Source organism: Streptomyces sp. NBC_01506 (genome assembly GCF_045040295.1).
Lineage (GTDB): Bacteria > Actinomycetota > Actinomycetes > Streptomycetales > Streptomycetaceae > Streptomyces.
This window is the reverse complement of sequence record NZ_CP109422.1, coordinates 2,870,188-2,889,720: the sequence shown is the minus strand read 5'-3', so window position 1 is coordinate 2,889,720 and position 19,533 is coordinate 2,870,188. Positions and strand designations below refer to the sequence as shown.

16 protein-coding genes are annotated in these 19,533 nt (G+C 72.4%); 7 read left to right on the top strand and 9 right to left on the bottom strand.

From position 1 onward, the window contains the following. Positions 1-106 precede the first annotated feature (106 nt). The 9 genes from OG329_RS12260 to OG329_RS12220 all read right to left on the bottom strand — a co-directional run bounded on the left by OG329_RS12260 (position 107) and on the right by OG329_RS12220 (position 7,387). Positions 107-658 carry a Clp protease N-terminal domain-containing protein gene (locus tag OG329_RS12260; RefSeq protein WP_405794843.1) on the bottom strand — a complete coding sequence of 184 codons (552 nt, stop codon included), beginning with the start codon at positions 656-658 and terminating at the stop codon, positions 107-109. Continuing rightward, a complete protein-coding gene (locus OG329_RS12255) occupies positions 658-867 on the bottom strand; it encodes a helix-turn-helix domain-containing protein (protein ID WP_405794842.1) in 210 nt (69 codons plus the stop codon). Before OG329_RS12255 ends, OG329_RS12260 begins: the two co-directional genes overlap by 1 nt. A 55-nt stretch (positions 868-922) precedes the next feature. After that, a complete protein-coding gene (locus OG329_RS12250; protein WP_405794841.1) occupies positions 923-1,258 on the bottom strand; it encodes a hypothetical protein in 336 nt (111 codons plus the stop codon). Positions 1,259-1,268: 10 nt separating this feature from the next. After that, positions 1,269-2,231 (bottom strand): zinc-binding dehydrogenase, encoded by a 963-nt coding sequence (locus OG329_RS12245; protein WP_405794840.1) that lies wholly within the window; start codon positions 2,229-2,231, stop codon positions 1,269-1,271. A gap of 76 nt (positions 2,232-2,307) precedes the next feature. Then, positions 2,308-3,864: an alkaline phosphatase D family protein gene (locus tag OG329_RS12240; RefSeq protein ID WP_405794838.1), complete on the bottom strand. Its 1,557-nt coding sequence runs from the start codon at positions 3,862-3,864 to the stop codon at positions 2,308-2,310. After that, the gene (locus OG329_RS12235; RefSeq protein ID WP_405794836.1) at positions 3,861-4,442 is read right to left on the bottom strand and encodes a phosphoesterase; all 582 of its coding nucleotides are present in this window, start codon (positions 4,440-4,442) and stop codon (positions 3,861-3,863) included. Before OG329_RS12235 ends, OG329_RS12240 begins: the two co-directional genes overlap by 4 nt. Positions 4,443-5,239: 797 nt before the next feature. After that, positions 5,240-6,181 carry a helix-turn-helix transcriptional regulator gene (locus tag OG329_RS12230; protein WP_405794834.1) on the bottom strand — a complete coding sequence of 314 codons (942 nt, stop codon included), beginning with the start codon at positions 6,179-6,181 and terminating at the stop codon, positions 5,240-5,242. Between the two features lies 1 nt (position 6,182). Further along, complete coding sequence (locus tag OG329_RS12225) at positions 6,183-7,094, bottom strand: DUF4097 family beta strand repeat-containing protein (protein WP_405794833.1); 912 nt, start codon at positions 7,092-7,094, stop codon at positions 6,183-6,185. Positions 7,095-7,204: 110 nt separating this feature from the next. Continuing rightward, a complete protein-coding gene (locus OG329_RS12220; RefSeq protein ID WP_405794831.1) occupies positions 7,205-7,387 on the bottom strand; it encodes a DUF6104 family protein in 183 nt (60 codons plus the stop codon). Between the two features lie 77 nt (positions 7,388-7,464). Here OG329_RS12220 and OG329_RS12215 point away from each other — a divergent pair, with 77 nt between their 5' ends. The 7 genes from OG329_RS12215 (at position 7,465) to fxsT (ending at position 19,456) form a co-directional block, all read left to right on the top strand. After that, positions 7,465-7,872, top strand: a complete 408-nt coding sequence (locus OG329_RS12215; RefSeq protein ID WP_405794829.1) for a CU044_2847 family protein — start codon at positions 7,465-7,467, stop codon at positions 7,870-7,872. Positions 7,873-7,996: 124 nt separating this feature from the next. Then, positions 7,997-10,045: a trypsin-like peptidase domain-containing protein gene (locus OG329_RS12210; RefSeq protein ID WP_405794827.1), complete on the top strand. Its 2,049-nt coding sequence runs from the start codon at positions 7,997-7,999 to the stop codon at positions 10,043-10,045. 112 nt (positions 10,046-10,157) lie between these two features. Beyond that, complete coding sequence (locus OG329_RS12205) at positions 10,158-11,213, top strand: AAA family ATPase (RefSeq protein ID WP_405794825.1); 1,056 nt, start codon at positions 10,158-10,160, stop codon at positions 11,211-11,213. Between the two features lie 5 nt (positions 11,214-11,218). Beyond that, entirely contained in the window at positions 11,219-14,299 is a 3,081-nt protein-coding gene (locus OG329_RS12200; protein WP_405794823.1) for an SAV_2336 N-terminal domain-related protein, read from the top strand. 549 nt (positions 14,300-14,848) lie between these two features. After that, positions 14,849-15,040, top strand: a complete 192-nt coding sequence (locus OG329_RS12195; protein WP_405794822.1) for a hypothetical protein — start codon at positions 14,849-14,851, stop codon at positions 15,038-15,040. 52 nt (positions 15,041-15,092) lie between these two features. Then, positions 15,093-16,376: an aKG-HExxH-type peptide beta-hydroxylase gene (locus tag OG329_RS12190; RefSeq protein ID WP_405794820.1), complete on the top strand. Its 1,284-nt coding sequence runs from the start codon at positions 15,093-15,095 to the stop codon at positions 16,374-16,376. Between the two features lie 56 nt (positions 16,377-16,432). Then, positions 16,433-19,456, top strand: a complete 3,024-nt coding sequence (gene fxsT / locus OG329_RS12185; protein WP_405794819.1) for an FxSxx-COOH system tetratricopeptide repeat protein — start codon at positions 16,433-16,435, stop codon at positions 19,454-19,456. The last annotated feature ends 77 nt before the right edge of the window (positions 19,457-19,533 follow it).

Below are 19,533 nucleotides of genomic sequence, written 5' to 3'. Positions count from 1 at the left end.
GCCTTGCACGCGGCGTAAATCACGCCGTCCGGACATACCCACCCGCAGGGCCCGCACCCCGACCCCGGCAACGAAACCGCAACCCGGACCCGCGACCGCCGGACGGCTACCGAGGCTCACCGAACAGTGCCCGCTCCACCGCTCCGTACGTCCCCCCGTGATCCGCGAGTACGTCCGCCACTACACCCGGCCGGGCCGTCAGGGCCAGCAGGATGTGGCCGTCGGAGATCTCCTTGTCGCCGCGTCCGACCGCGACCCGCAGGGACTGCTCCAGCGTCTGCTTCGCGGCGGGCGTGAACTTCGTGTGCGACACCCACCCCCGCTTCCTCTTCCGGCCCGCCCGCAGCGCGCCTTCGCCGTGCGTGCCCTCGACCCTCGAGACGATCTCCGCCACGTCGATCCCCAGTTCGGCGAGCGCCGCCGTATCGGCGTGTGTCATGCCGCCCCGCCGGCCCGCGTCGGCCAGTCCCGCCTCCACGGAGTCGCGCCGGTCCAGGATGCCGAGCGACGCGAAGGCGAACGCCGATCGCGTGCCCTTCGAGTCGAGCAGCGCGAGCAGCATGTGCTCCTCGCCGACCTCGGGTGCCGACGTGCGTTCGGCCTGCTCGACGGCGTCCGTCACCACGGCGCGCGCCCCTCGTGTGAAGCGTTCGAACATCACTGCCTCCCGTACTTCTTGTGTACCGCCTGCCTGCTGACACCGAGCTGGGTCGCGATCTCCTGCCACGACCAGCCCTGATTACGGGCGCTGCGCACCTGGACGGCTTCGAGCTGTTCGGCCAGCCGCCGCAGCGCGGCGACCGCCCTCAGCCCGACCCGCGGGTCGCGGTCGCCCGACTTCTCGGCGAGATCCATCGCATCCGTCATGCCTGTCAATTTACGTTGACAGACATTGAGTGTCAACCAACATTGACAAGCGGTGTCAGCCCCGCAGCCGCCGCGCCCAACGCCGCAGTACGGAGCGGCGGTTACGGGGCGCGGTGGGCCGCCTTCGGTACGGACCGGGGCCACCGGCCCCGCGCGCGTCGTGCGGATCGTCCGGCGCCGGAAGCGGGAGCTGCCGCTCGGCCGCCGCCTGGATCTCGTAGTGCGCCTCGTGCGCGGTCACGCGGAACGCCTCGTCGTACGCGGCCATGGCCGCCGTGATGCCCGCGCCCGCGGTCCCGCGGCGCTTGACGTGCAGCGCGAGCCGGCCGAAGAGGCCCATGACCAGTGCGAGTGTGCCGACGACCAGCAGCAGGGGCAGCAGTGCGTCCATGAAAGCTCCTTCAGCCGGTCAGCACGATCTTGCCGAACAGATCGCCCGCCGCCATTCGCTCGAACCCCTCGCGGGCCCGGTCCAGCGGTAGGACGTCGTCGATCACCGGGCGGATCCCCGTCGTCGTACAGAACGACAGCAGGTCCTCCAACTCGTCCTTCGTGCCCATGGTCGAGCCGACGATCTTCAGCTCCAGGAAGAAGATCCGGGTCAGCTCGGCGTGCGAGGGCCGGTCGCCGCTGGTGGCGCCGGAGATCACCAGTGTGCCGCCGGGCCGCAGGGACTTGACCGAGTGGGACCAGGTCGCGGCGCCGACCGTCTCGATGACCGCGTCCACGCGGTGCGGCAGCCGCGCGCCCGGCTCGAACGCGTCGACGGCGCCCAGTTCGACGGCGCGCTTGCGCTTCGCCTCGTCGCGGCTGGTGGCGTACATCCGCAGCCCGGCCGCCTTCCCGAGGACGATCGCGGCGGTCGCGACACCGCCGCCCGCGCCCTGGACGAGGACGGAGTCCCCGGGCCGTACACCGGCGTTGGTGAACAGCATCCGGTACGCGGTCAGCCAGGAGGTCGGCAGACAGGCGGCCTGCTCGAAGGTCAGGCCGGCGGGCTTGGGCAGCAGATTCCAGGTGGGGACCGAGACCTGCTCGGCGAAGGTGCCCTGGTAGCGCTCGGTGAGGATCGAGCGGGGCTCACGGGGGCCGACGCCGTGGCCGCTCTGGCCGACGACGGAGTGGATGACGACCTCGTTGCCGTCCTCGTCGATCCCGGCGGCGTCACAGCCGAGGATCATCGGCAACCGGTCCTCCGAGATGCCGACCCCGCGCAGGGTCCAGAGATCGTGATGGTTGAGTGAGGCGGCCTTGACTCTCACGGTCGACCAGCCGGGGCGTGGCTCGGGAGCCGGGCGATCGCCCAACTCAAGGCCGTTGAGGGGCTGGTCGCGGTCGATGCGGGATGCGTAGGCGGCGAACATGACCTTGACCCTAGGGCGGGGACGGGACGCGCGGAAGCACGCGGGCGTGTGAGGCGGGTCCCGCCCCCGCCGGGTGTCAGTCCCTGCGGTACTGCGCGGGTGACGACTTCGTCGCCGGGTCCTCGTACGCGCCCGCCGTACCCCGGTCCACATGGAACGTGGTCAGGGTGGAGACGGCCGAGGCCGGGTCGCGGCGGTCGTCGATGACCCGCATATGGGTGCTGAACCGTTCCGGCGTGACCTCGTACACGTCGTAGCCGTAACGATTCCCCTCGAAGTACTGAAGGTGCGGATTGGCCGCGCCCATCAGCGGACCGTTGGTGGCGTTCCACTGCGCGCTGTACGCGCTGGAGGTCACCGAGTGCGCCGTGAACTCCGTTCCCACGACGGGTGATTCGGTGTTGTCGTAGTCCGGCCGGATGTCGTCCACGAACGCGGAGTGCCAGTCGCCGGTGAGGACCACGAGGTCTTCGAGGCCGCTGGTACGCACATGCTCCAGCACCTCCTTGCGCTCACTGAGGAAGCCGTCCCACTGGTCGGTGAACATGTAGCCGCCGCCGGGGCGGCCACGCAACTGGCTGAGCATGATCGAGTTGGCCCAGACGTGCCAACTGTCGGGCGCGCGGTCGACGGTCGTCTTCAGCCAGGACTTCTGGTCGGCGCCCAGGATGGTGCCGCCCGGGAGATTCTGCGCGGAGCGGTACTGCCGCAGGTCGAGCACGGCCAGCTCCAGCAGATCGCCCCAGCGGCGCACCCGGTGGATGTCGATGTCCGGCAGGACGGAGTCCCCGGCGCCGCGGTGCGGCAGGTGCTCGTACCACGCCTGGTACGCGGCGGCCCGGCGTGCCATGAACGGGGCGCCGCCACCCGTACCGCTGTAGTCGTTCACGACCTCGTGGTCGTCCCAGGTCAGGAACCACGGGTGCGCGGCGTGCGCGGCGCGCAGCGACGGGTCGCCCTTGTAGAGGGCGTGGCGCATCCGGTAGTCGTGCAGGGTGTAGATCGCCGGACCGTTGTGGTCGCGGATGTCGCTGCCCTCGGGGCCGTGCTCGTATATGTAGTCGCCGAGGTGGATGACGAAGTCCAGCTCCTCCCGGGCGATCCCGGCCAGGGCGGCGTAGTGGCCCTGCGGATAGTTCTGGCAGTTGGCGGTGGCGAAGCGGGCGCTGCGGACGTGTCCGGAGGGTGCGGTACGGGTACGGCCCAGGCGGCTGGTTCTGCCCAGCGCGGTGAACGCGTAGTAGTACGTACGGCCGGGGCGCAGACCGCCGACCGGTACGTGCACGCTGTGCGCGAGGGTCGCGGACGCGGGGACGGTGCCGCGCGCGACGACGCGGCGCAGGGCGCGGTCCTCGGCGACGACCCACTTGACGTCGACCAGCTCGGCGAGCGGCTGGTCGCCCGGCTCGGCGAACGGCTCGGGCGCGAGCCGTGTCCAGAGCACGACACTGGTGGGCCGCGGGTCGCCGGACCCGACGCCGAGGGTGAACGGCGCCTCGTCGTAAGCCGATCCAAGCGTCTCGGCGGCCTCGCGGGCCTGCGCGGGGGAGAGCCCGGCGCTCAGGGGCCAGACCACGTTGAGCGCGCCGACGGCGCCGGCCGCCTTGAGCAGATCACGTCGGTTGAGGGTCACGAGTGCCGTCCCGTCGTTGTTAGCCGGAGTGAGATCGCGTCGGCGTAGCCGTCGTTGGACGTGCCCGAGCCGGTGCGGGTGAAGGAGAGCTGTACGCGCGCGGAGCGGGCACCCGGCGGTACGGCGGCCTCGGCGTGGCGCTCCAACAGGGCGGTGGCGTGGCCGCGTTCACCGGCGGTGACGGGGCCGAGCACGGACAGCGCCAGCGGGGTCCCGGCGCGGTCCCGGAACTCGACGGACAGCCTGACCCCGTCCTCCTGCCCGGCGTACCCGCCGAGCCAGCCGCTCAGCACGTACCGGACGCGCTCGGCGTCGACGGCACGGTGCCCGGCCGAGCCGGCGGCGGGAAGGGCCACCTCCTGGACGAGGGCGGTGACGGCGCTGTTCCCGCCGGAGAAGAACCGCCCCCCGCCGCCACCGCCCGGCCCGGGGTCGGCGGGCGTGGGATAGCCGCCACCGACGTCGTACCCGACAAGCGCGGGCGCACCCTGCCGCACGACCCAGCCGACAACCTGCCCGACTGGCTCGGCGGTTCCCCCGGCTCCTTGCTCGGCATCACCGTTGACAAGCAGATTCACAAGCGCCTCCTGGGTGGGATGTGTAGCGCGAGGATCCCACCAGGCGCGGGTGAATGGCGGGGGTTGGTTGGGTTGCGGTTGTCGGGGCGGGGCCGGGGCGACCGCGCTCCGACGGTCGGGTCCATTTATTCAAGGTAAAGAATGCGAAAATTCACGCCGAGCCGGCGACCCCTGGAGTGTTGTCGGTGAACTGGATGAGCGTCACCGGAAAATTGCTGACGTGACGCCGTACGGCGGGAGTTATGTAAGGCTCGGACCGAATTTGGTTACGCCCGAAAACGAAGTGGACCGTGCGATTAAGGCTGTCGCCGACATTAAGTGAACCTGCGGGCCGGTGGTCGTTGTCCTCAAGCGCCGGACGGGCTGGGTGGTTGCGGTGGTGGCCGGGGGCCGCTCCGGGGTCATGCCCGGACGGCATGATTTACGGCGCCCAGCGGTGTTGGTGTGGTGCTGGGCCGGGTTGCGCCACAAATCACGCTTTAGTGTCCGGACACGACCCCTGCGCGTCCCCCTTCAACCCGCAGGGGGTGGGGTTGTTTTAACTGCGGGCGGTGGCGGCGTGAGGGGGGCGGGGTCGGAGGGTGGGTGTGTTCGGACACTCAGGCTGATTTGTGTCGCGTGGACATGCTGGTCTCGTCGAGACCAATGAGCGTTGCACGCGGCGTAAATCATGCCGTCCGGACATATCCACCCGGAGGCCCCGCACCCCGCCCCCGGCAACGAGACCGCAACCACCAAGCCCGTCCGGCGCTTGAGGACACCCGACCACCGGCCCGCAGGCGCGAACCCGGCAACCCCTACACGGGCGGCTGACCCAGCAGCCCCCCAATACGCGCCGCCGCCGTCGACAAGTGGTGGCGGGCCTCCTTCAGTTGGGACTCCGTCACTCCGTGGTCCCGCGCCGCGTCGCGGACGTCGTCGCGGAAGCGGTCCAGCAGCCGGTCCAGATCGCGTACCGGGTCGCCCGTCGAGGGCGTGTCCCGCGCCCAGTCGGCATCCGTGTCCGCCGGTTCCGGTTTGGTGAACGGTGGCCACGCGGTGCCCTTCGCCAGGCCGCCGAGTTGCGTCGACAGTTCGGACAGGCCCTCCCGTACCCCGGTCGGCCAGTCGCCGCGCGAGAAGTGGCCCTGGACCTGGTCCTGGACCTGCTTGGCGATACGCAGCATCTCCTCGCGCGCCGTCTCCTGCGCCTCCTTGGCCTGGCGCCGCGCCTGCTGTGCGTCCTCACGCGCCCGGCGTGACTCGTCCTTCGCGCGGCGCGCCTGTTCCTTCCACTCCTGCTTCGCGCGGCGCAGTTCGTCCTTCGCCGCGTGCCAGGACTCGCCGTCCTCCGGCATGTGTTCACCGCTGGCCGACGCGGACGCCGCCGCCGCGCGCATCTCGTTACGGAGCTGGCCCGCCGCGCCCCGTACGTCGTCGCGGATCTCCGCGGCGAGTTCGGAGACGGACTCGCGGATCTCCAGCTCCAGATCGGCCAGTTCACCGCTGCGGCCCGCCAACTCCTCGCGGCCGGCGTCGGTGATCGAGTAGACCTTGCGGCCTCCCTCGGTGGCGTGGGTGACCAGCCCTTCGGCCTCCAGTTTGGACAGCCGCGGGTAGACGGTGCCGGCGGAGGGCGCGTACAGGCCCTGGAAGCGCTCCTCGAGCAGCCGGATCACCTCGTAGCCGTGGCGCGGCGCCTCGTCGAGCAGCTTGAGCAGGTAGAGGCGGAGGCGACCGTGGGCGAAGACCGGGGGCATGTCAGAGCTCCTTCTCGTCGGCGTCGGCGTCGGCGGACGCGGCACCTACCGGCGCCACGCGTTCCGCACCGTACGGTTCCTCCGCCGGTGGCCGCCGCAGCAGGGCGATCGAGCCGGACACCGTCACCGCCCTGAGCTGCCCCGTACCCGCCCCGAGTGTGCCGGTGATCTTCTTCGCTCCCCACTGCCCGCCGACCCGCAGGTCGTCGAAGGCGTTGGAGACCGAACCGCTCGCCGTGTTCGCCTCGACCGTCGCGTCCGCCGGGTGCGGGAGCCGGATCGCCACCTCGCCGGAGATCGTGTTGATCTTGATGTCGGTGGGTTTGCCGGCGGGCTCCAGGTCGATGACCATGTCGCCGCTGACGGTGTCCGCGCGTACGGAGGCCCCCGCGCCGTCTACGACGGTCAGATCGCCCGAGACCGAGTTGAAGCGCAGATCGCCGGTGACGGCCTGGGCCTCCACATTGCCGGCGACGGTCTCCGCGCGGACCCGGCCGGCCAGGCCGACGAGCGTGGTGTCTCCGTTCACGCCGCGGATGTCCGTACGCCCCTTGATCCCGGAGACCACGGCGCTCGCCCCGACGACGCCGACCTCGACGCTCGCCCCCGCCGGGACCGTGAGGGAGACGACGGCGGTGCGCCGGTGGCCCTTGCGGTCGAGCCACTTGAAGAAGCTCTGCCAGGGCAGGTCCTCGTAGGCGATGGTGAGCGTGCTGCCGGTGCGGGTCACGATCAGGGGCGGGCCCTGGATCTCGGAGATCTCCAGCCGCGCGCCGCCCTGTTCGGCCAGTGCGGTCTCGTCGGTGCCGACGACATTCACGGTGCCGTTCACGATACGTACGCTGAGCGCCGTCACCGGGTCGTCGAAGGTGAGCTTCTTCGGCTCGCTGACTTCCCACGTCGACTCTGCCATGGTGCTGACTCCCTGCGGCCGGCCATGACGCAACATATCGCGTCTCTTGCTCAACACGATATATCGTGGATAGGGGAAGTCAAGACCTATCGCGATGCCCGGCCGAGGCCCTAGTCGTCTTCGTCTTCGTCGTCCAGGCGGGCCAGCCACGTGGCCAGACGCTCCACCGGAACCTCGAAGTCCGGGTTGAGATCGACGAACGTACGCAACTGCTCGGCCAGCCACTCGAAGCTGACCTCCTCCTCTCCCCGCCGCTTCTGAAGCTCCTCGATTCCGCGATCAGTGAAATACATGTCATCAGCGTAACGAGCTGGTGGGAGGGGGAGGTAACCCAGAACACAGGTGTGCGGTGAGTGGGGGAGGGGTGGCGTTGGAGCACGACGTACAGGAGGTGGTCCTGCCCGGTGGGCAGGTCATTCTCGCCAGGGTCAGTGTCCTGCGGCCGGACGAGTCGACGTTCGACGACGTCGGAGCCGTCGACCGGCTCCGGGCGGGCGTGACGCGGGTCAACGAGGTGATCGCCGCGGTCGGCGCGACCGTGATGGACGCGGCGCGGGCGGCCGGGCCGAGCGAGGTCAGCGCGACGTTCGGTATCGAGCTGGCGATGAAGCCGGGCAAGGCGGTGGCCGCCGTGCTGGCCGACGGGGAGGCCAAGGCGTCCATCTCCGTCACCCTCACCTGGCAGCCCGGCCGCGACCGCGCGGAGCCCCCCGTCCCGGACGGGCCACCCGCCTCGCCGGGACCCGAACCACTCCCCACTTCGGGATCATCCGGTTAGCCTCGTCCCACATGCCTCAACTTCGGGGGGACGGGGTGCGGATGAACGACACTCAGGTCTGCGGATCGCTCGACAAAGGGGCGCGCGCCGTCCCAACGCCCTCGTACTCCCCGTGTGTTGACGCATGAGCTCCCTCGAAGACCCCGTGAGCCGGGGAGTCGTCCGCATCGGCCCCGCCGCCGACGGGTATGACGCAGACAGTGCCGGATTCTGGGGCAGCGGCTTCTTCGTCGCCCCCGAATGGGTCGTGACCTGCGCGCATGTCGTGGACAAGAGGGTGGGTGCGATGGATCGGGAGCCAGCGGGCGGTGTCACGGTCACCACCTACGACGACGAGCGACTGGCGGGCGAGATCGCCCATGTCGTCGCCGGTCACGACCTCGCGCTCATCCGGGTCCCGGGCGCCGACTTCGCCGACTGCCTCTGGCTCAGCGACCGTTCGGCGCCCACTCCCGCCGACGTCGAGCTGTACGGCTGGGCGCAGACCTCGGGGGCGCACGGCGGCGAGGAGTTCCTTTCCACGACGGCGATGGCCACCGGAGGACGCCGCGGGAATCCGATGTGGCTCCAGAACGGGCTGGTGCTGCACGGCTGTTCGGGCGGACCGGTCATCGACACCCGGCACGGATCGGTCATCGGCATCATCAAGGGCAAGGGCCAGGGCGACGCCACCATCGGCCGCGCCGAGTCCGTCACCGCGCTGCGCACCCTCTGCGACCAGGGCGCCCAAGCCCTGTGGGCGGAGGTCGTCGGCGCCCACGACCGGCACCATCTGCGGCGCTTCGAGGGCTCCGGCGACTGCTGGCCCCGGCTGCACACCCGCCTCGCGGTGGCGCAGGGCCGGCCGCACAGCTTCAATCCGCGCTCGCGCACCCAGTTGTACGGGCTGTTCGCCGATGTCGAACCGCCGTCCGGCCCCGGCCAGGTGCTGCATCTGGTCAACGGCACCAGCCGCCGTCTGCTGCGCAGCCCGCAGCGCATCGAGTCCAACGACCCGCGCAACTGGCGCGAGGGCTCGGGCCTCCTCTACGACCCGCGCGAGCGCACCGAAGCGGCCCTGGCGGGCCGGGACCTCGAACAGGAAGCCGTCGTCCTGTACGCGGCGATGGTGTACGGCGCGCTGCGCGCGACCCGCGGCACCCCGGGGGCCAAGAAGCTCCGCGACTGGGTCGAGACGGCCGCCAACTCCCTGGAGACCGAGTGGATCCGCGAGGAGAGCCTGGCGCTCCTGGCCGGCGGCGACGACGACGCGGCGGACGACGGCGGCGGCGCGGGTACGGGCCCCGGCGGAGCGGCCCACGACGACGTACTCGTCGTGATCGAGCCCGAGATCTACGGCACCCACCCCTGGCGCGTACAACTGCTGGACCCGGACGGCGGCACCACCACCGTCCGCTACGACGAGGAGGGCGTCCCGCGCACCGGCCTCGAGGCCGCCGTACGCCAGGGGCTGAGCGAGGCGCTGGCCCGCGCGGACGCCGGGCAGTATCTCGCCGCCGTCGACTTCCTGCTGCCCCGCGCGCTGTTCGACGAGCCCGTCGACGAATGGCGCTCCCGGCTGCCGCGCGGCGACGAACCGCCCAGCGTGCACACCCTCCCCATCGGACGGCGCCGAGTCGTCGCCCTGCGCGACCAGTTGCGCCGGCGCGACGGCGTGACCCCGGAGTGGAACCGCGGCAGACGCGCCACCGACCACGGGCCCCTGGAAGCCGTCCCGCTGTGTCTGGACGTACCGGACGCGGGGCACGGCGCCGCGTCGCCCGAGGGCGAGGAGGCGGCGTACGCGCGGCTGTCGGTGAGCGGCACGGCGGGCGTCGCGGGGGTGTCCCTGCCCGTGTACTGCGCGAGTACGGCCACGGGGCGCGGCTCGCGCGTCCTGACCCGCGCCTTCCACGCCGGCCATGTCGCCGTGCTGTGCCGGCGCACCGGCGAGGACGGGCACGACGACTGCGCCGAGTTCTACCGCAGGGCGGCCCAGTTGGTGCGCGAGGCCCCCACCGGCAGCGAACTGCGCGAGCGCGTGCGGGTGCTGCGCAACCTCAGCGCCGCCGACCCCGACCGGGAAGGCCAGGTTGATCAGGAAACAGCCTGGGCACGGCACATCGTCCTCATCTACGATCCACCCCACAGACCGGCGCTGCCCGACGAACCTCTGCACAGTCCATCCCTATGACCGGAACATGCCCCCAAGTCACCTGCCGCGGACGGGGTACGGACGACCAGGCGGGGTACGGACGTCCAGGATGCCGGGCGTACGCCGGGCTGAAAGCGATGAGGAGCCCACAGTGAGCGACTGGCGCATCTACCGAGGAGCGGGGCTGCCGCACGACGGTGCGCGGCAGTTACCCGATCCGCCCCCCTGGCGCGAGTTCACCGCGCGAAGCACCCACGGCGTCAACGGCGGTGATGGCGGCGACGGTACGCAGGACGGGCCGGCCGACAGCGAAGAGGTGGACAACGCCCGCCGGCTGGGCGTCAAACGCCGACTCGTGGAGTCGTTCCACCCACGCCCCGACGAGGTCGAGGCCGTCAACGCCTCGCTCCAACTGCGCCGTCCGCTGCTCGTCACCGGCAACCCCGGCACCGGCAAGTCGACACTCGCGCACGCCGTCGCCCACGAGCTGCGGCTCGGCCGGGTGCTGCGCTGGCCCATCGTCAGCCGTACCACCCTCCAGGACGGCCTCTACCACTACGACGCCATCGGCAGGCTCCAGGACGTACAGCTCGACCGGGCGGTGTCCGGCGACGCGGTGCGGCAGCCGCCCATCGGCTCGTACATCAGGCTCGGCCCGCTCGGTACGGCGCTGCTGCCGTCGCCCGACGGACTGCCCCGGGTACTGCTCATCGACGAGTTCGACAAGAGCGACATAGACCTGCCGAACGACCTCCTGAACGTCCTGGAGGAGGGCGAGTTCACGATCCGTGAGCTGGAGCGGCGCGCCGAGCGGGAACCGGCCACCGACGTCCTCACCGACGACGGCACCCCGGTGACCGTCGTGGGCGGCCGGGTGCGCTGCACCGCGTTCCCCTTCATCATCCTCACCTCCAACGGAGAACGGGACTTCCCCGCCGCCCTGTTGCGCCGCTGCATCCAGCTCGACCTCAAACCGCCCGGCCAGAAACAGCTCGCCGCGATGGTCGCGGCGCATCTGGGCGAGGAAGCCCTGGAGGAGGGCGCCGAGCTGATCGAGCGGTTCCTCCAGCGCGAGCCCGGCGAGGTCGTCGCCACCGACCAGCTCCTGAACGCGCTGTATGTGACCCAGCGCGCCGCCGACGCCGAACAGGTCACCCGCAACAGGCTCGCCGAGATGCTGCTCCGCCCTCTCGACCGTCCGAGGTGATGGCGGTGACCACCCCCGGCCCGCCCCCCGGCGCCACCCCGCGCCCACCCCCCGGTCAGCAGGGGCACCCGGACCACCCGGCGCGGCAGCCGTCCGGCGGGCAGCCCGGCGACCCGTCCGGCGGGCCGCCGCCCGGCTCCTCGGGCGGGCCCGACAGGCTGGTGGAGCTGGTCGGCCGGCTGCGCGCGGCGGGCCTCGACGTATCGGCCAGAGAGCTGGCCGACGCCGTCTGGCTGGCGCGTCTGACGGCGCCCCGGCCCCGGACAGGGGATCGTCCGGAGCACCATGAACCTCCCACCGCCCGCCCGGCCGGGCCACAGGCGCCCCTACGGCCGCCCGCCGACGAGCCGGGGTCCCGGCCGCCCGACCCCGCGCCCCGCAGCGCCGAACAGACCGCGCCCGTCTCCCTCTACGCCCCGTCCGGCGCGGACGCCGTGCCCACCCGGTCGTTCCCGATACGGGCACCGGCCACCGGAGCCCTGTCCGGCCTGCTCGGGCTGCAACGCGCGCTGCGACCGCTGCGCGGCTACCGCCCGCCCGTGCCCCCGCTCCTCGGCCCGGAACTGGACGAGGAGGCGACCGCCGAACGCAGCGCCGCGGACGGCTTCCTGCGCCCCGTACGCCGCCCGGCCGCGCACCGGGAGGCCGAGATCCAGCTCCTGATGGACGCCTCACCGACCGCCTCCGTGTGGCAACTGACCCTCGAACGGCTCCGCCAGGCCTGCGAACGGCTCGGCGCGTTCCGCGACGTCCAGGTGCACTACCTGCACCAGGGGCCGGACGGTACGGCGATGGCCGGCACCGGGCCCGACCCGCACCAGACCCGGCTGCGCCCCGCCGACCAGCACCGCGACGTCACCGGCCGCCGGCTCACCCTCGTCATCAGCGACTGCGTGGGACCGCTGTGGCAGTCGGGCGGCGCCCAACGCCTGCTCCACCGCTGGGCCGAGAGCTCCCAGATCGCCGTCGTGCAGCCCCTGCCGCCGCGGCTGTGGGACCGCACGGCGCTGCCCGCCGACCCGGGGCTCCTCGTGCACGAGCCCGGCGTGGGACGCGGCATGCGGTTCGTCCCCGACGAGACGCACGGGCGCGCCGCACCGCCCGCCGGCGCGCTCCCCGTGCCCGTCCTGCTGCCGACCGACCGGGTCCTCGGCGGCTGGGCCCAACTGCTCGGCGGCACCGGCACCCGTACGATGCGCGGCGCGGCGGGCTGGGTGCTGCCCCGGCATCCGGCACAGCCCGAGTCGGGACCGTACGGCGGGGCGCGCACCCCGCAGGCACGGCTGCGCGACTTCCGCTCCGGCGCGTCGCCCGGCGCGCTGGAGCTGGCCGTGCATCTGGCGGCCGTACCGCTCTATCTGCCCGTGATGCAGCTCGTACAGGAAGCGCTGCTGCCCGACACCGGCCCCATGCAACTGGCCGAAGTACTCCTCGGCGGACTGCTGGAGCGGCTGCCCGACACCGCCGATGTGCCAGGACCGCGCTACGACTTCGCGCCCGGCGTACGCGAGCTGCTGCTGGAGATGCTTGACCAGGGCGCCGCCGAACTGGTCCTCAAATACCTGTCGGAGTACGTCACCCGGCGGTTCGGCAAGGGCATGCGCAACTTCCCGGCGCTGGCCGTCGCCCGCCTCCAGGGGCTGGAGACCGGCGAGCCGGTGGTGCCCGAGGACCCCGACGGCGGTCCGCAGGCCGACGAGGAGCTGTTCGCGCAGGTCCCCGCGCGCGTGGTGCGCTGGTACCGGCCCGTACGGCCGGTGCCCGGCAGGCTGGACGAGGTGGAGCGGCTGCTGGGCCTGTGGCGCGACCGGCGCGACCGGCAGATGCTGTTCGACGCGCAGGCGCTCGCCGAGGCGGCGCTGGCCGCCGACGACGAGGGACGCTCGCGGTATCTGCTGGGGCGGGTGCTGTTCGCCCGCGCCAACACGGCGGAGGCGCGCCGCGATCCCGAGGAGGCGCACGCGCTGCTGACCCGCGCCGAGCGGCTGCTGACCGGACACGAACCGGCGACGGCCGTCGCCCGCGCGGACGTACGACACGAGCTGTGGCGCCAGTCCGGCGACGTGCGATGGCTCCGCGCGGCGGTCGCCGGGCTGGCCGAGATGCCCGACGGGGCGGACCTCGCCACCCGCACGGCGCGCCAACTGCGCATGGGCCGGGTCCTGCTCGACCTGGCCACGGCGGGCACCGAACCGCAGGAGCCGGCCGCCGCCGCGGTGAGCGAACTGCGCACCGCGCTCGGCATGCTGGACGAACTCCAGGCACCCCCGCACCGCCGCGCGGGCGCGCTCCTGGACCTCGTGTCCGCCCTGCGGCTCACGCGCGAGCGCGACACGGCCGAACTCCTCGACCTGACAGGAGCGGCCGAGGCGGCGGCCGAGGACAGCGCCCCGCTGCTGCTGCGCGCCCGGCGCGAGCGGGCCCGGATCCACCGCGAGGAGCGGGACTGGGAGGCCGCGGCGGCCTCGTACCGGCGGGCCGAGCACAGCGCCCCGCGCGACCGGGACGAGCGCTGTGAACTCCTCGCCGAATGGGGCGAGATGCTGCTCACCGAGACCCGGCGCCCCGACCGCGCGGAGGGCATCCTGCGCGAAGCCCTCACCAACGTCTCCTCCACGGTCCCGCTGCGCTGGCGGCTGCATCTGCTGCTCGGTACGGCCCTGCTGGACCGCTACCGGGGCGACGGCGCGGACGGCGGCTTCCTGCCCGACGTCTACGAAGGCTGCCATCTGCTGGAGCTGTCGGCCCGGCGCGCCGCCGACCCGGCCACCCGGGCGCGCTCCTGGCTGCTGCTGGCGGGCGCGCGCCTGGAACTGCCCCAGGCGCAGACGCACTTCGCCGCGGCGGAGTCCGCGTACGGCCGGGCGCTGCGCGAGATCACCGACCCGCCCTCGCTCACGGCGGCCCGCGCGCTGCACGGCCGCGCGGAGCTGTACGAGCGCATGTCCCGCCCGTCCGCCGCCCTGGCGGACTACACCGCCGCGGCCACCCACTGGTCCGGCCTGGCGGCGCTGGGCACCCCGGCGCCGCGGGCCGAGACACGGGCGACAGGTGAACGGCTGGAGGCGCTGTCGGCCTCGCGGTGACCGCGGGGGCGGTGTCCGCAACGTAGCGCCGTCCGCCCCGCGGGGCGGGGCGCACACCCCCGCCCCCGCCCTGCGGGGCGGCTGATGTCTCGTCGGTGCGGTGCATCGCAAGGCGGAGGTCCGGCGTTGTGGATGGCCCGGCCGTACGTGGCCGACTCCGACAACGTAGGGGGCACCTCTGTGCCCGAAGGGCTACGGGGGAGAGCCGGCTTCCGGGCGTCGCGCGCCAGGCGGGAATTGTCAGGCACGGCCTGGCCCGGCGGCTTCGCCCCCCTCGCGTGCGCGACCGGCGCGTGCATCGACGCGCCCCGGTACGCGCTCCCCAGGAGACCGCGCGGGTGCGGCCGAACTCCAACTCCCTGTGTAGCGAACGGGTTTCCGATTCGTGTGCTCGGGAAGAAGAACCCTCACGGCGTCGCCTCCCAACAAGGTGTGCCGTGAACCCGGCGCCGTCCGCCCCGCAGAGCGGTGCTCACGGCGTCTGGTGTGCGCGATCGCAAGGCGGGACTTTCACCACACGCCCTCGGGGGCATCGGGGAGGAGCAGAGCGTGCTGGAGCAACGTGTGGCCGGATCCGCGGAGCGGATCGAAGGGATGCCAGGCAGCCCGGCGCTCCCCGATCTCACCGGTGTCGATCTGTGGACCCTGGGGGACCTGGACGACACCGCGCTGATGGCGGCCGTCGAGGACGTGCTCCGCTGTCCGGGCTCGTTCACCGATTCGTGGAACGACGGGGAGTGAACAGGCGGACGTGGCGACGGGATTCGGCCACTCTCGCGGCGGAGCGGAGGTAGTGGCCGCGGCGCCGGGGGCCTTCGTGGTCCCGCCCGGCAGCCTCGTGCGGCTCGCCACCACCCGCCAACTGTCGCGTGACACCGACCTGTTGCACGCCGCGCTGCACAGCCGCCGGCTGGTCCTGTTCAAGGCCCTCCTCGCCCGCGTCGGGCACGAGCACTTACCGCGGGGCGCCCGCGCCGCGTTCGACCGGGACTGGCGGCTGCTGGCGCGGGCCGAGACGCCCGCACCGGACGTCGCCCGGCGGCTCCTGGACTACCCCGCTGTCGGCGGATGGGTCGTGGACGCCCTCAACGCACCCGGACCGGAATCTCTCGCCGCCGCCCTGCACCCCCTCGGCGGGATCGCCGTCGGTACGGCGCTGCGTACCGGAGTCTCGCTCGACACCGTGCTGCCCACGGCGGACGGCCGTCTCGTCCTGCCCGGCACCGGCGTCCACGACGCCCGCACACCGCTCGTACGGGTCCGTACGGGGCGCCGCGGCACCCTGCTCACCCCCGTGGGCCGCCCGGCCCGCTCCGTACTCCTGCGGCCCGACGGCCGGGGGGTGGGGTTGGGGGTGGGCTGGGACTGTCTGGCCGTGCTGCCGGGCAGCACCGGCCGGCTCGACGACCTGGGCGCCGGAGAAGCCGCCCCCGCCGCCGACGTACGGCCGCGTACCGACCGCACCGCCTGGCTCACCCGCTGGCGCGCCGCCGTCGCCCTCCTCCAGGCCGCCGACCCGTGGCGCGCGGCCGAGGTCACCCGGCTCGTACGGTCCGTGGTGCCGATGGTGCCGGCCGGCGAAGGGGCCTCCAGCGGCACGCTCAGGGCGGCGCCCTGGGCCGTACAGACCGCGCTGCCCGACACCGCGCGGCGCTTCGCCGAGGTCCTTGTCCATGAACTCGCCCACAGCAAGCTCGCCGTTCTGGCCGACCTCGTCGCACTGCACCGCGCGGACGGCGCCGCCGTACACCGCGTCGCGTGGCGCAAGGACCCGCGGCCCCTCGGCGGCGTCCTCCAGGGGACGTACGCGCATCTCGCCCTCGCCGACCTCTGGTCGCGCGTCGCCGAGCGCCCCGGCGCCGCGCCCGCCGCCCGCCGCACGGCCCGCGCCCGCCGCGAGGAGTACCGGGCGCAGGTCGCCGACGCGCTCCCGGTCCTGCTGGACAGCCATCAACTCACCGAGTACGGCGTGCGGTTCACCGTCTCGATGAAGCGGCATCTGACGTCGCTGGGAAGCGGCCCGAATAGCCCGTACGCACTGTCCGATTCCCTGTCCGGTGACGGTGACGTTCGGTAACATTTCAGACGCGCCGTCAGGGAACGGCGCAGCTCGATGAATGAGGAGACGCGCGCATGGTCGCTCAGCGGCACCTGACGGGGGACGGCGGCCCCGATCAGGAGTCCCAGCATTTCGTGGTCGCCTTCCCGGGCCACCACCGCCCGTGGGCCACCTGGATCGCACGCCGGCTCGAAGCGCACGGCCATCGCGTCACGAGCCATCGCTGGGATCCCGACCGGGAGCTGCCCCTGGAGGACGCGCTCGGCGACCTGCTGCTGGCCAGAGGCCGGGTCCTGCTGGTGCTCAGCGAGTGGTTCTTCCAGTTGGGTCCGCGCCGCGAGGGCGAGTGGAACGACGTGCTGCGCGGCTTCGTCGCCGACAACGCCGACCGGTTCGCCGCCGTCAACCTGACCAACCGCTCGCTGCTGCCGGCCACCGCCGTCCTCGAACCGGTCGACCTGTGGGGCATCGGCGAACAGGAGGCCGAACGGCGCCTGCTGACCCGGCTCTCCCTCGAACCGACCGCGTCCCGCGACGACTTGGTGCCCACCGCCTCCCGCTACCCCAGCGACGCGCCCGCCGTCTGGGGTGAGGTGCCGCGCCGCAATTCCCGCTTCACCGGCCGGGACGAACTGCTCAACCGCGTCCAGGAATCGCTCACGGAGGTCGAGCCCGGCGCGGCCGTCTGCGCCCTCGTCGGCATGTCGGGCATCGGCAAGACGCAGCTCGCCGCCGAGTACGCCCATCGCTTCATGCCGGACTACGACGTCGTGTGGTGGGTCAACTCCGACCAGCGCGGCACCCAGCGCGACCGGTTCGGCGAGCTGGCCCCGGCGCTCGGACTGCGCAGCGGCTCCGAGCCCGGCGAGCGGATCCGCGCGGTGCGCGACGCGCTGCGCCGCGGCGACCCGCACAGCCGCTGGCTGGTCATCTTCGACGGCTGGGAGGACGTGGAGGAGGCCGCCGCGATGCTGCCCCGGGGCGGCACCGGCCATGTCCTGATCACCTCGCGCAACCACAACTGGCGCACCGTGGGCGAGGTCGTGGAGGTGCCCGTCTTCCGGCGTGCCGAGTCGACCGGCTATCTGATGCGCAGGGCCCCGCACATCACGGCGGCCGAGGCCGACGAGGTCGCCGTCGAGTTCCAGGACCTGCCGCTCCAGATGGCCCACGCGGCGGCGCTGCTCGGCGAGTTGCGGATGCCCGTGCCGGAGTATCTGGAGAAGGTCCACAGCGGCGAGATCAACCCCCTGGACGAGGTCTCCGAGCTGGGCGACTACCCCAGCTCCTCGCTCACCTCCTGGTCGATGCTGTTCAACCGGGTCCGCGAGTCCGAGCCCCGCGCGCTCGAACTTCTGAAGTTGTGCGCCTGTTTCGCACCCGGCCGCATCCCCATCGGCCTGGTCCGCGGCGTGTCCCCGGAAGGGCTTCCGGAACAACTGCGCTGGATCGCCGACAACTCGCCCGACTGGCCGCGCGCCCTGGACACCCTCGCCAACTACTCGGTGATCATCAAGGATTCACGCAGCCCGTCCGTCTCGGAGGCCGGCGAGGCCGGGCTCCGCCAGGAGTCCATCCACATGCACCGCGTCGTGCACGGCATCGTCAGCCGGCTCACCGCGGGCGACGACCGTGACATCCACCGCGCGGTGGTCCGTCAGGTCCTCGTCGACAGCGACCCGGGCGAGCCCGCCGACAGCAGGCAGTGGCCCCGGTACGCCGAGATCCTGCCCCAGCTCGAATACTCCGGCGCCCTTCAGAGCACCGACCCGCGTACGGTGCAGCTCGTCCTGAACTGCCTGCGGTACTGCCACACCAGCGGTGAGTACACCGTCGGCATGGACCTGGCCCGGCGGGTCCGGGAGCGGTGGGTCGAGCTGTTCGCGCCCGACTCCGAGGTCATGCTGGAGCTGAGCGCCCGCACCACGATCATCCTGCGCGCCAGCGGCCGGTTCCACGAGGCGTACGACCGCGACAGCGGGACCCTGGAACTGCTGCTGGCCCAGGCGGAGCCCGACCGGGTCCGGCTGATGTCCGCCAACAGCGGGCTCAGCTCCGACCTGCGCTTCCTCGGCCGCTACCCGGAGTCGTACCAGCTCCAGCGGGACGTGGTCGACGTCGGCCGGGAACTGCTGGGAGCCGATCAGTGGACCACCCTCCAGGCCCAGCACAACCTCGGTGTGTCCCTGCGGCTCCTCGGCAAGTACGAGAAGGCGTACGAGATCGACCTCGACACGCTCCGCAAGCGCGAGGCCGTCCTGCGCGCCCGGCACTCCAACACCCTGCACTCCGTCAACGCCTGCGCCCGTGACCTGCGGCTGCTCGGGAAATATCATGACGCCCTGGCCAGACAGGAGTTGGGCGTACGGACCCAGATCCAGGTCCTCGGCGAACATCACCCGCAGACGCTCTGGGCGCAGCACAACCTGCTGCTGTGCAAGCGCAGGGCGGGCACGAAGGGCGAGGACATCGGTCCGGTGATGGCCGACCTGCTCGAGCGCCAGGAGCGCGTCTACGGCAAGGGCCACCACAACAACCTGATGCTGGTCACCGACTACGGCAACTACCTGCGCGTGCACGGCGATCTGGGCCACGCCAGGGACCTGCTCGCCGAGGCCGAGGTCACCTACCGCGCACTGGTCGGCCAGGCCCACCCCGTACCGACCGGCATGCAGTCCAACATCGGCCTCCTCATGCAGGCCGAGGGGGACAGGGACGGCGCGCTCGTCCTCTTCGAGCAGGCGCTGACCGGACTGCGTACCCTGCTCGGCGACGACCACCCGTGGACGCTGGGCTGCGCGCTGAACGCCTCGGGCGGGCGCAATCTCACCGGCAGGCTGGAGGAGGCCGCCGAGCTGAGCAGGGAGACGCTGCGGCGTGCCAGGGCCGCGCTGGGCGACGACCATCCGATGACGCTCTCCAGTCAGACGGCGCTCGCGGCCGATCTGCGGGCGCTGCGGCAGCGGGAGGAGGCGGACAAGGTCGAGGAGGACGCGCTGTCGAAGCTGACGCGCACGATGGGCGCGCAGCACCAGCACACCCTGTCGGCGCGCCAACGGGTGCGGCCCTACTGGGACTTCGAGCCGTACCTCGGCTGACGCCCCGCGCCCGTACGTACGTCGTACGGAGCAGGGCCCGGCACCGCTCGCTCGCGGTGCCGGGCCCTGCTTTTCGT

Excerpts from the sequence above, each read along its gene's own strand:
- OG329_RS12260 (WP_405794843.1), bottom strand. The coding sequence starts at position 658 with ATGTTCGAACGCTTCACACGAGGGGCGCGCGCCGTGGTGACGGACGCC.
- OG329_RS12255 (WP_405794842.1), bottom strand. The coding sequence starts at position 867 with ATGACGGATGCGATGGATCTCGCCGAGAAGTCGGGCGACCGCGACCCG.
- OG329_RS12250 (WP_405794841.1), bottom strand. The coding sequence starts at position 1,258 with ATGGACGCACTGCTGCCCCTGCTGCTGGTCGTCGGCACACTCGCACTG.
- OG329_RS12245 (WP_405794840.1), bottom strand. The coding sequence starts at position 2,231 with ATGTTCGCCGCCTACGCATCCCGCATCGACCGCGACCAGCCCCTCAAC.
- OG329_RS12230 (WP_405794834.1), bottom strand. The coding sequence starts at position 6,181 with ATGCCCCCGGTCTTCGCCCACGGTCGCCTCCGCCTCTACCTGCTCAAG.
- OG329_RS12225 (WP_405794833.1), bottom strand. The coding sequence starts at position 7,094 with ATGGCAGAGTCGACGTGGGAAGTCAGCGAGCCGAAGAAGCTCACCTTC.
- OG329_RS12220 (WP_405794831.1), bottom strand. The coding sequence starts at position 7,387 with ATGTATTTCACTGATCGCGGAATCGAGGAGCTTCAGAAGCGGCGGGGA.
- OG329_RS12210 (WP_405794827.1), top strand. The coding sequence starts at position 7,997 with ATGAGCTCCCTCGAAGACCCCGTGAGCCGGGGAGTCGTCCGCATCGGC.
- fxsT (WP_405794819.1), top strand. The coding sequence starts at position 16,433 with ATGGTCGCTCAGCGGCACCTGACGGGGGACGGCGGCCCCGATCAGGAG.